Source organism: Pararhizobium capsulatum DSM 1112 (assembly GCF_030814475.1).
Taxonomy (GTDB): Bacteria; Pseudomonadota; Alphaproteobacteria; order Rhizobiales; family Rhizobiaceae; genus Pararhizobium; species Pararhizobium capsulatum.
In genome coordinates, this window is record NZ_JAUSVF010000001.1 from 3,716,208 (window position 1) to 3,728,284 (window position 12,077).

General features: G+C 59.4%; 9 protein-coding genes. 7 read left to right on the plus strand and 2 right to left on the minus strand.

All coding sequences use genetic code 11. The features are described 5' to 3' along the window. Positions 1 to 88: 88 nt before the first annotated feature. Positions 89 to 955 (plus strand): FkbM family methyltransferase, encoded by an 867-nt coding sequence (locus QO002_RS17940; RefSeq protein WP_307232127.1) that lies wholly within the window; start codon positions 89 to 91, stop codon positions 953 to 955. Positions 956 to 958: 3 nt separating this feature from the next. Here the strand turns inward: QO002_RS17940 and QO002_RS17945 are convergent, their stop codons facing one another. Next, positions 959 to 1,438: a class I SAM-dependent methyltransferase gene (locus QO002_RS17945; RefSeq protein WP_307232129.1), complete on the minus strand. Its 480-nt coding sequence runs from the start codon at positions 1,436 to 1,438 to the stop codon at positions 959 to 961. Positions 1,439 to 1,588: 150 nt separating this feature from the next. Here QO002_RS17945 and QO002_RS17950 point away from each other — a divergent pair, with 150 nt between their 5' ends. Continuing rightward, a complete protein-coding gene (locus QO002_RS17950) occupies positions 1,589 to 2,770 on the plus strand; it encodes a DUF3095 domain-containing protein (RefSeq protein ID WP_307232131.1) in 1,182 nt (393 codons plus the stop codon). Here QO002_RS17950 and QO002_RS17955 read toward each other — a convergent pair. Beyond that, complete coding sequence (locus QO002_RS17955; protein WP_370878514.1) at positions 2,760 to 4,136, minus strand: nucleotide sugar dehydrogenase; 1,377 nt, start codon at positions 4,134 to 4,136, stop codon at positions 2,760 to 2,762. The genes QO002_RS17950 and QO002_RS17955 overlap by 11 nt on opposite strands. A gap of 344 nt (positions 4,137 to 4,480) precedes the next feature. On the opposite strand from QO002_RS17955, the gene QO002_RS17960 reads away from it, so the two are divergent. The 5 genes from QO002_RS17960 to QO002_RS17980 all read left to right on the plus strand — a co-directional run bounded on the left by QO002_RS17960 (position 4,481) and on the right by QO002_RS17980 (position 12,012). Beyond that, positions 4,481 to 5,827, plus strand: coding sequence for an adenylate/guanylate cyclase domain-containing protein (locus QO002_RS17960; RefSeq protein WP_307232133.1), 1,347 nt, complete (start codon positions 4,481 to 4,483; stop codon positions 5,825 to 5,827). Between the two features lie 203 nt (positions 5,828 to 6,030). Further along, entirely contained in the window at positions 6,031 to 7,938 is a 1,908-nt protein-coding gene (locus QO002_RS17965; protein WP_307232135.1) for an ABC transporter ATP-binding protein, read from the plus strand. After that, the gene (locus QO002_RS17970) at positions 7,935 to 9,839 is read left to right on the plus strand and encodes an ABC transporter substrate-binding protein (protein WP_307232137.1); all 1,905 of its coding nucleotides are present in this window, start codon (positions 7,935 to 7,937) and stop codon (positions 9,837 to 9,839) included. The genes QO002_RS17965 and QO002_RS17970 overlap by 4 nt, the downstream gene beginning before the upstream one ends. A gap of 2 nt (positions 9,840 to 9,841) precedes the next feature. Continuing rightward, on the plus strand, positions 9,842 to 10,840 hold the full coding sequence (locus QO002_RS17975) for an ABC transporter permease (RefSeq protein WP_307232140.1): 999 nt from the start codon (positions 9,842 to 9,844) through the stop codon (positions 10,838 to 10,840). Next, a complete protein-coding gene (locus QO002_RS17980; protein ID WP_307232142.1) occupies positions 10,837 to 12,012 on the plus strand; it encodes an ABC transporter permease in 1,176 nt (391 codons plus the stop codon). The genes QO002_RS17975 and QO002_RS17980 overlap by 4 nt, the downstream gene beginning before the upstream one ends. The last annotated feature ends 65 nt before the right edge of the window (positions 12,013 to 12,077 follow it).

Sequence of the window (12,077 nt, forward strand, 5' to 3'; positions counted from 1 at the left end):
TTTTGAGTGGGATCGTGCTGTAAGGCGATGGGTCTGCCACCGAAAGGTGGGTACGACGCCCTCACAATATCGCGCGAGCCTGAGAAGCATGACGAAAACCACCGACCTGCTGCGCAAGCGATTTCGGAAATGGCGCAATCGCCTCGCCCGACGGTTTCTCAATACCCGCACCGGCCGCGACATGCTGATCGCCTCCGTCAGCCCCCGGGTCATCACCATGACCGCCGACTGCGGCGACCATGTCATGACGTTTTCTCCGCATGACTATGTCGGTCACAAGATCTATCGGAAGGGACACTTCGAACGCGATCACGTCGATCGGCTGTTGGCGATCCTGAAGGAAAAGTCTGTGCTTGGCGAGGGCAGGACGCTGCTCGAACTCGGTGGCAACATCGGCACCCAGACGATCTATTTCGCGCTGTCCAAAGCGTTCGATCACATCGTCAGCGTCGAACCGGACCCGCGCAATTTCGCCCTGCTTGAAACCAACATCGCCCAGAACAACCTGTCGTCCCGGATAACGGCCGTAAACTGTGCGGCCGGCGAAACGGAAGGTGAAATCGCCTTCTTCCAGCACCAGGCCAATCACGGCAAGAGCAGCGCCATCCGGCAGAGCGCCGGTGATATCGAGATGAACGTGCCGGTGCGTCCGATCGGCGCGATCCTCGCCCAAGCCGGTGTCGATGCGAGCACCGTCGGCCTCATATGGATGGATATCGAAGGCTATGAACCAATAGCATGCCGCTCGATGGAAGCCCTGATGGCAAGGCGCGTGCCGCTCTACATGGAGTTTTCGCCGACCTTCTACGGGCGCGAAGGCACCAGGGCCTTCGCCGCCCAGCTTGCCCGTTTCTATGAGGACTGCATCGTCTTCCACGAGGACGAGCGGACGGTCATGAAGGTGAAGAACATCCCACTCGGCGAAGAGCAGTTCGACCTCTTCCTGATGCCCTGACGGTTAGCGGCGACGGTAGAGAAAGTAGCGCCCGACATCGACGGTTGAAGGCAGCGGCAACGGCTCCAGATCGGGATGCTCCAGTGGCAGCCCGGAGGCAGCCATGCCCCCTTTCGCCAGCGCGCCAGCGGCAAGCTGCGGCAACCATGTCAGGGTGATCGCATCCTTGTCATCATAGCCGGTGCCGATATCCGCATGAACGAGCGCCGCATTGACGCCCACATAGGGCTGGGCGGTTTCGCGAATTTCGCCAATGACGAGATCTTCCGCCGAAGGCGTAGACGAGGCATGCGATCCGAGCGCCCGGTCGAAGGCGATGATGCGATGGTCCGGAAACAACGCCCGCAGGTGATCGAATGTCCGCCCGTTTCCAAGCCCGATCTCCAGAATAACCCCGTCGATCTGCCGCGCCTCGTCGCTGATATGGTTGAGGACATCGCGCTGGGCGCTCAGGCGGCGGATGAAACTATCGAGGCGGCTCATGCGTACTCATTCCATGTTGCTTGCTGTCCCACCCCGCTTATCATGCCTCCCTGCACCCGGTCGACCACCGGCGCAGTTATTTTCTCGCGCCGTGACCACCCTCGGGCGAAAGCGATTTCTGTTTCCTCACCAATGCGCTAGCCTGTCGCCATGACCCAGCTGCCGACCGACAATTTCTTCAGTGCTCTCCCCGTCTTCACCGATTTTGAAGGCGTGGCCGACAGTGCCAATTATCGTCCGCTACCGGAAGACTGGGCCCTGGCGACGGCCGATATCGTCAATTCGACCGGAGCGATCGAAACCGGCCGGTACAAGGCGGTCAACATGGCGGGTGCGAGCGTCATTTCCGCCATTCTCAATGCCATCGGTCAACACGACCTGCCCTTTGTCTTCGGGGGCGATGGCGCGCTCGTGGCGGTCCCGCCGACAGCGGTTGCGATTGCCCGTGAAGCCCTGGCGGCGGTCCAGAACTGGGTTCAGGAAGAGCTGGATCTGACCCTGCGCGCAGCTCTGGTCCCGGTTATCGATATCCATCGCGCCGGCCTCGATGTGCGGGTCGCACGGTTCCAGGTAAGCCCCGGCGCGTCCTACGCGATGTTTTCCGGTGGCGGTGCGAGTTGGGCAGAGGCCCGGATGAAGGAAGGGCTTTTTGGCGTCCTGGCCGCACCTCCCGGATCACGACCGGATCTAAAAGGGCTGTCCTGCCGCTGGAACCCGATCCAGTCTCGTCACGGAGAAATCGTCTCAATCATCGCCTTGCCCGGCGCGGAGGCAACGTCCGAAAATTTCACCGCTCTGGTCAGTGATATCGTGGCTCTCGCCGGCGGCGAGGAACGGGGAGGACATCCGGTCGGGGAAAACGGACCGGAGATTGGCCTGTCGCGCGCCGGCCTTGACGCAGAAGCACGCGCGGGCGCCCCCAAAGGCCGCCGGTTAAGGCAGAAGGCCTTCATCATCGCGCAGTACCTGTTGACGGTGACGCTGTTCCGGCTCAATCGCAAGCTCGGGCGTTTCGATGCCGCCCAATATCGTCGGGACGTCGGCCTCAACTCGGATTTCCGCAAATTCGACGACGGCTTGAAGATGACGATCGATATCGACGCCGAAAGAAGGGCTCGTATCGAGGCACGGCTTGAGCAGGCCGCACGGCTCGGTATTTGCCGCTACGGCCTGCACCGCCAGGATTCCGCGTTGATGACCTGTATCGTGCCCACCCCTCTCAGCAACGATCACATGCATTTCATCGACGGTGCGGCAGGCGGCTATGCCATGGCCGCGAGCCGCATGAAGAAGCTCCTGCCGGGCGATGCGATTTCCGGTGTCACGCCTTGACGATGTTGTCTGCTTCTATGCTCCGGCGGGCAAAGACATTGCGCGTATCCACGACCAGTGGCGCCCAGCCAGCCAGATTGGCATAATCCACAGCATCATGATCGGTCGCGATCAGCACTGCATCAAAAGCCCCGACGTTATCGGCATCAATCGGCACCGACCGGCGTCCCTTGAGATCAAGATATTCACGCGTCTTCGGAATTTCCGGCACGAATGGATCGTGATACGAAGCGCTGCCGCCACGTTCCTCGATCAGCTCGATCAGCTTCAGGGACGGGCTTTCGCGGATATCCGGCACGTTCTTCTTGTAGGCAAGACCGACCACGAGGATCTTCGAGCGGCTGAGCGCTTTGCCCAGCCGGATGTCGAGCGCCTCGGCAAGACGGCTGACGACGTGGCGTGGCATGGATGAGTTGATCTCGCCGGCAAGCTCGATGAAGCGGGTCGGCAGCTCGTATTCGCGTGACTTCCAGGTGAGATAGAACGGATCGATCGGGATGCAGTGACCGCCGAGCCCCGGGCCTGGATAGAACGGCATGTAGCCGAAAGGCTTGGTCTTGGCCGCATCGATCACTTCCCAGATATCGATGCCCATCGCCTCGTAGACGACCTTCAACTCGTTGACGAGCGCGATATTGACCGCGCGAAAAATGTTCTCCGTCAGCTTCACCGCCTCTGCAGTGGCCGTCGAAGACACCGGCACCACCTTCTCGACAACGGCTCCATAGAACGCCGTGACGAGTTCGGAGGCCTCACGCCCCTCACCGGCCACGACTTTTGGAATACTCGAGGTCTTGAAATCGCGGTTGCCGGGGTCTTCGCGCTCCGGCGAAAATCCAAGGAAGAAATCACGTCCCGAGACAAGCCCCGTACGTTCGAGGATCGGGCGCACAACCTCTTTCGTGGTGCCGGGATAGGTTGTGGATTCAAGAACGATCAGCTGCCCCGGCCGAAGGGTCGCCGCGATCGCTTCACATGTCTTGATGATGAAGGAAAGATCGGGATCGCGGTGCCGTGTCAAAGGCGTCGGCACGCAGATGATGATGATATCGCAGATCGCGAGCTTGCTGAAATCATTCGTAGCACTGAAACGACCGGCACCCACCTCGGCGACCAGAATCTCGTCCGGCACCGCCTCGATATAGGAGCGCCCCGCATCGATCGCGACCATTTTCTCCGGATCGACATCGAAGCCCGTCACGGAAAAACCGCTTCTCGCGACCGTCATCGCAAGCGGTAAACCCACATAGCCGAGACCGATGACACCGATATGCGCCTTGCGACTGGCAATGTCGGACAGCAGGGTTGCAGACAGCTGGCCGGGCTCGTTCGGGAAGGTATTCAAGGGCGTGCTCACTGGGCTCATCTTGGCGCGACGTATCGAAATGCGAGACGTCTTGACGGTCGTCAGTTGAGGATAATTTTCTTGAGTGTCAAGCCGGGCGCGGTCACCCACAAGACATCGGGTCAACGATCAACACCCGGCGCCTGGCTCATTTTCGATGGGAAATTTCAAGCGAGCACAACAGTTTGCGCGTACCCGGCGCGAAGCGCGATTTCGTTATGAAAATGTGATCGGCAGAATCTGGCATTCCCGTTTGCCGTACTTATATGCGATGGGGTGCGTGCACTTGCTCACACCGGATTTTCAGTCGTCGCATACGGGCGTCGGCACATATCCCTGTTTGCGTGAGAAAGACGACTGAAGCGATGAACCTCCATCACAGCCGCGTTTCCTCCCATCTGCTTGATCGCGTCTCCGGCTGGCTGAAACAGTCCGCGTTGAACGGCGATACCCTTGAAACCATCGTGACCGGCTTCTGCGAGCGGCTTGCCGCTGCGGGCCTGCCGCTCAGCCGCATCCACCTTAGTTTTTCGATGCTGCATCCACTGTACGATGCCTTGGGTTTCACCTGGCTGAGAGGCCAGGGCATGACTGTCGAAGGCTTCCGCGCCGGCGAAGACGACGACGATTCCAACCGCTTCCTGAAAAGCCCCTACTACTATCTGCTCAGCAACAATCTCGAACATCTGCGCCGCCAGATCACGCCGCTGACACCGAACGAATTTCCGATCTTCGAAGAATTGAAGGAGATGGGGACGACCGATTACATCGCCTTCGTCCAATCCTTCGGAGAAGCATCCGGCCAGGGCATGATCGGTTCCTGGGCGACAGATGCACCCGGCGGCTTCAGCGACGATATCATCGAAGCCTTGCTGCGGGTGCAAAACAGCCTCGCCGTTGCCGCCAAGATGGCCGTCCTCGGCAAGCTCGCCGACAACATGCTGACCACCTATCTCGGGACCAATGCCGGCAAGCGGGTACTGTCGGGTCAAATTCGTCGCGGGGATGGCGAGACCATCCGCGCGGCGCTGGTGATGGCCGACATGCGCCAATCGACCATGCTCGCCGAAAAGGAAGGCCGGCAGGTCTATATTGATACGCTCAACGAATTCTTTGACGCGATCGCGACCCCCTTCAACCGCGAAGGGGGCGAAATCCTGAGCTTTATGGGCGACGGCTTCCTGGCAGTGTACCCCTGCGGTCGCCATCGCGAGCCGTCACAGGTCGCCGTTCATAGCGCCATGACAGCCGTACGCCAGGCCAGCGCTCGCATGACCCAGCTCAATGCCGGCCGTTATAAGAAAGGCCTCGGCGAAATCCGCTATGGGATCGGCCTGCATGTCGGCAATGTCATGTTTGGCAATGTCGGCTTGAAGGATCGCCTGACGTTCTCAGCCTTCGGATCGGCAGTCAATGAAGTTCAGCGGTTGCAGGGACTGACGAAAAAGTTCAACAGCTCCATCGTCGCAAGTCAGTCCTTCGCAGGATATTGCGGCGGCGACTGGGAGACGCTGGGTGACGAGAAGCTGCGCGGCGTGCGCCAGAAGGTTACACTTTTGAAGCCCAGCGAAGCACATCTTCAGCTGGATTTTGCCGAAGCGATGCAGAGCAAGGCTCTTGAGACCCGCTCCGAGGCCGAGCAGGTCATGCTCCTTTACCGTAACAGCAGGAAACCGCAGACCCGCGATCTGTGGAACAAGCTGCTTCAATAGCTGACGATGAACAACAGGCGGAGAGTAAGCCTGAATAATTTCACGGTCTTACCCTCCCCTTGAGGTGTCCTGCCCAATTTGCGCGCACGGTCATGGACAGGCCCATGACCGTGCGCTAGTCTCGTTCCAGACAAGGCTAAAAAAGCCGGAACCGTCGGGGTTACTTTGGCGGTTAAGTAAGACGGAACGGAGAAAATTCAGGGATGGATACGGGCGCGGACCTCCTGCGGATCGAGGATCTGAGCATTTCGTTTGCCATGATGGGCGGACAGATCGATGCTGTGCGCAAGGCGAGCCTGCGAGTGCTCCCGGGCAAAGTCACTGCTCTCGTCGGCGAAAGCGGATCGGGAAAGTCAGTGATCAGCCAGGCGGTCATGGGTATTCTGCCGAAAACCGCATCGGCAACCGGCCAAATCCTCTTCTGTGACCCGAAGCTTTCGACCGGACCTGTCGATATTCTGCAGATGCCGCCTGATGGCCCGCAAATCCGGGCGCTTCGCGGCAACCGGATGGGCAAGATTTTCCAGGAGCCGATGACATCGCTGTCGCCACTGCACACGATTGGCAACCAGATTCAGGAATCCCTGAAGATCCATACCGATCTGACGGCCAGGGAACGCCGCCAGCGCAGCGAGGACATGCTGGGTATGGTCGGTTTTTCGAAACCGTCGCGCGCCTTTGACATGTACCCGTTCGAGCTTTCCGGCGGCATGCGCCAGCGTGCCATGATCGCCATGGCCTTGGTCTGCCAGCCTTCCCTGCTGATCGCCGACGAACCCACCACGGCGCTCGACGTGACGATCCAGGCGCAAATCCTCAAGCTCCTGCGCGACCTGCAATCGCAATTGAACATGGCGATGCTGCTGATCACCCACGATCTCGGTGTCGTTGCCAACATGGCCGATGAAGTCGTCGTCATCTATCATGGCGAGATCATGGAGGCCGGGCCGGTCGAAACGATCTTCCGAAAGCCGTGTCACCCGTATTTGAAGGGTCTGATGGCCGCGGTTCCCCATTTCGACATGAAACAGGGTGAACGCCTGAAGGCATTGCGGGAAGTCCCCGTCGATGCCAGCAGCCTCCTGGGTCGCACGCCCGCAACCCAGGCCAACGCGGCGATCAAGCTTCAGTCGGACGTGCTTCTCTCGGTGCGGGACATCTCCAAAACCTTCACGACCCGCAAGTCAAGCTGGTTTGCCAAGGCGGACAATCAACCGCACAAGGCCGTCGATGGCGTCAGCTTCGATATTCGCCGCGGCGAATGCCTGGGGCTCGTGGGAGAAAGCGGCTGCGGCAAGACCACCGTCAGCAAGATCCTCATGCGCGCCGTGACCCCGGATTCCGGCTCGGTCATGCTGAGCAGCGCCGAAGGCCCGATCGACGTTCTGGCCGCCCAGGGCGATGCCCTGCAAAAATTGCGCACCAAGATGCAGATGGTGTTCCAGGATCCGGTCTCGTCGCTCTCGCCGCGCATGACCATCCAGAACATCCTGAGCGAGCCCCTCGAAATCCATGATCGCGGCAGCGGAAAGTCGCGAGCCGAGACCGTCAAGGCCCTTCTCAAGGCAATTGGCCTCGACCAGCGCCACCTCAACCGCTATCCGCACAGCTTCTCGGGCGGCCAGCGGCAACGCATTGGCATTGCGCGCGCCCTGGCACTTGGCCCTGAGCTTCTGATCTGCGACGAGCCCGTCTCCGCGCTCGACGTCTCCGTGCAGGCCCAGATTCTCAACCTGCTGAAGGACCTGCAATCCGAGCTGGGTCTGACCTATCTCTTCATTTCCCACAATCTTGCCGTTGTCGACTACATGGCCGATCGTATCGCGGTGATGTGCGCGGGCCGGATCGTCGAAATCGCGCCCCGCGAAATCCTGATGCGGGCGCCGGTGCACCCCTATACCCGCTCGCTGCTTGCAGCCGTTCCCTTCCCCGATCTCGATCGGCCACTCGATTTCCAAACGCTGAACACCGGCGGCGCCTCGGATATGCGCAACTGGAACGCGGCTTTCCGCGACGACGAGGCCGAAGCTGCGCTTTCGGCAGCCGATCTGGGCGAAGGGCATTTTGTCCTTGCCAATAGAAATGCCGATGTCAGGGAGCTCAGACCATGATCACCAGACGCACGACGCTCGGCCTGCTCGCCTCCGCCATCATGCCCGGCACACTGCGTGCCGGCGTCAACGAACCGGAGTTTCTGAGACCGTATCTACGCGCTCAACGTATGCCTGCACTCAACGAGCGGGTGCCCGTCAATCCGCGTATGATCAATCTTTCCGCCATGGGCCGCAAACCCGGACGCTATGGCGGAACGGTTCGCATGATCATCGGCAGCCAGAAAGATATCCGGCTGATGACGATCTACGGATATTCCCGGCTCGTCGGCTATGACCAGAACCTCAACCTGCAGCCCGACATTCTGGAGAGCTTCGACGTACAGGAAGGGCGAATCTTTACCTTCAAGATTCGCGAGGGGCACAAGTGGTCGAATGGCGCGAAATTCGACTCCAATGATTTCCGCTATTGCTGGGAAGACGTCATTCTCAACAAAGATCTGCGCAAGGGCGGTCTTCCGACCTATTTTCTTGCTGACGGCAAGCCGCCGGTCTTCGAAGTCCTGGATCCCCTTACCGTTCGCTACACCTGGGAAACGCCCAATCCGGACTTTCTGCCCAATCTCGCCGCAGCCTCCCCGGCCACGCTCTTCCTGCCCTTCCACTACATGTGGCAGTTCCATCGCAAGTATCAAGACGATTTCCGTCTTTCCGCCTTGATGAAGGAACAGCGGGTCAAGAAATGGGCGGACCTGCACATCAAGATGTCGCGCACCTACCGCCCGGAAAATCCTGGCCTGCCGACGCTGGATCCCTGGCGCAACATGACCGCGCCGCCGGCTGATCAGTTCGTGTTCGAGCGCAACCCCTATTTCCACAGGGTCGATGAAAATGGGCTGCAACTGCCCTATATCGACCGTTTCGTGCTGAACGTCAGCTCCTCCAATATCATCGCTGCAAAGACCGGCGCGGGCGAAGCTGACCTGCAGGCAAACGGCGTCGATTTCGTCGATTACAGCTTCCTGAAGGAGGCTGAAAAGCGATATCCGGTCAAGGTCAAACTTTGGAAACGCACGCAAGGGGCGCGCGTTACGCTGCTGCCCAATCTCAATTTCGGCGACCAGATCTGGCGCAAATTCATCATCGACGCCCGCTTCCGCCGCGCTCTTTCGCTTGCCATCAACCGACATGAAATCAACATGGTGGCTTTCTACGGCTTGGGCCGGGAAGTGGCGGATTCGCCGCTACCGGAAAGCCCGCTCTTTAAGGAAGAATACGCCTCGGCCTGGGCCAATTTCGATCCCGACAAGGCCAATGCCCTACTCGATGAAATCGGTCTCGACAAACGCGGCGACGATGGCATGCGCCTCCTTCCGGACGGTCGCACTGCCCAGATCGTCGTCGAGACGGCCGGCGAAAGCACGCTGGAAACGGACATCCTCGAACTGGTGACCGACCATTGGCGTGCCATCGGCATACCGCTGTTCATCAAGACGTCGCAGCGTGAAGTTCTCTTCAACCGCGCGCTCGGCGGCGAAATCATGATGGCCACCTGGACCGGCATGGAAAACGGCATTCCGACACCCGAGATGAACCCTGGACAGCTTGCACCGACCATGGACGACCAGCTGCAATGGCCAGCCTGGGGTCTGAACTTCCTCTCCGGCGACACAATGGCCAGCAAACCGGATATCGAGGAAGTCCGCCAGCTCTCAGCCCTGCTCGAAGAATGGCGTCACGCCGCCGATGTCGGCGAAAAAACCCGGATCTGGCACGAAATGCTGAGTATCTACACCCAGCAGGTGTTTTCCATCGGCGTGGTCAATGGCACGCAGCAGCCGCTTCTGCATTCGGCCCGCCTGCAGAACGTGCCGGAAGAAGGCCTGTACGGTTTCGAACCCACTTCCTATCTCGGCGTGTACATGCCGGATACCTTCTGGTACAGCGACGAGGTAAGCTGAATATGCTGCGATACATCCTGTTGCGTATCGCCGCGATGGTCCCCACTCTCCTGATCATCTCGGCCCTGGTCTTCACGATCATCGAACTGCCGCCCGGCGACTATTTCGAAAGCTACATTGCCGAACTGCGCGCCCAGGGCGAGAGCGTCGATACGGCGGAAATCCAGGAACTGCGTGAGCAATACGGCTTCGACAAGCCGCCGGTGGAGCGTTACTTCTACTGGCTCGGCGGCATGTTGAAGGGTGATTTCGGCTATTCCTTCGAGTATCAGCTTCCCGTGAGCGAAGTGGTCGGCGACAGGATGTGGCTGACGATCATGGTGTCTTTCGTCACCATTCTGTTCACCTGGCTCATTGCCTTTCCGATCGGCATCTATTCCGCAACCCATCAGTACAGCTGGGGCGATTACGGCCTGACCTTCCTCGGCCTGCTCGGCCTTGCCATTCCGAATTTCATGTTCGCGCTGATCCTGATGTATTTCGCCAACATCTGGTTCGGCACCACTATCGGTCACCTGATGGATCAGAAATTTCTCGGCGAGGCGATGAGCTGGGACAAGTTCAAGTCGATCCTCGAACATCTGTGGATTCCCGTGATCATCATCGGCACGGCAGGCACAGCCGGCATGATCCGTCGGCTCAGGGCCAACCTGCTCGATGAACTGCAGAAGCAATATGTCGTGACCGCGCGGGCCAAGGGGCTTCATCCCTTCAAGACGCTGATCAAATATCCTCTACGCATGTCGCTCAACTTCTTCATCTCGGATATCGGCTCAATCCTGCCGGCAATCATCTCCGGCGCTGAAATCACCGCGATCGTGCTCTCGCTCGAAACCACTGGCCCCATGCTCATCAAGGCATTGCAGAGCCAGGATATGTATCTCGCCGGGTCATTCCTCATGTTCCTCGCGTTCCTGACCGTCATTGGCGTTCTTATTTCCGATATTGCGCTCGCCCTTCTCGATCCGCGTATCCGGCTGCAGGGTGGGAGCACCAAGTGACATCATTGCTTCCGAAATCCGGCGCTCCGCTGGAGCATTACGTATCGACTGCGCCTTTCGACCCCTTGTCCGTGGAGGCGATGACAGAGGCGCAGACGAAGGTCTATCAGGCCTCGCAGCTTCGATTGATGTGGTGGAAGTTCAAGCGCCATAAGCTGGCGCTGGTTTCGCTGTTCTTTCTCGCAGCGCTCTACGCGATGATCACGATCGTCGAGTTCCTGGCGCCCTACAATCTGCATACCCGCAATGTCGATTACATCCACGCGCCGCCGCAACGGGTGCATCTGTTCGACAAGGGCGAGTTCGTGGGTCCCTTCGTCTACGGGCGAACGCTGACGCTCGACATGGACAACCTGCGCCGCATCTATACCGACGATACGAACAGGGTCGAGAAGCTGCGCTTCCTCTGCAGCGGCGACAAATACCGCTTCTGGGGTCTGGTCGAGGGAAGCTTTCATCTCGTGTGCCCCGCGGAGAGCGGACAGCTCTTCCTTCTCGGTAGCGACCGCCTCGGCCGCGACGTTCTGTCACGCATCCTTTATGGCGCGCGTATTTCGCTTACTATCGGCCTCCTCGGCGTGACCATGAGCTTCGTGCTCGGCATTGTCATCGGCGGCATCGCCGGCTACCGCGGCGGCACCTTCGATCTGATCACGCAGCGTGTCATAGAGGTGTTGCAATCCATCCCCAGCATACCGCTGTGGATGGCGCTTGCCGCCATCATGCCCGTAACCTGGAGTCCGATCCTGATTTATATCGGTATCACGGTCATTCTCGGCATGCTGGACTGGACGGGCTTGGCGCGTGCAGTACGCTCCAAGTTGCTGGCACTGCGCGAAGAAGATTATGTGCTGGCTGCCCAGCTGATGGGCGCCAGCGGCAGCCGTGTCATCGGCCGCCACCTCATTCCCGGCTTCATGTCTCACCTCATCGCTACCGCGACAATGTCGATCCCCGGCATGATCCTTGGCGAAACAGCGCTGAGCTTCCTGGGACTTGGCCTGCGTCCGCCGATGACAAGCTGGGGCATCCTGCTTACCGAAGCCCGCAGCGTCAGCGTCATTGCGTTCTATCCCTGGCTTCTGCTGCCGACAATTCCGGTGATCTTCGTGATCCTGGCGTTCAATTTTCTGGGAGACGGCTTGAGAGACGCCGCCGACCCCTATAAGTGAGTGGAATGCTTATGCAGACACATCCAACAGGCGAACACTTGTTTCGGACACGGTGGAGTAGCCAC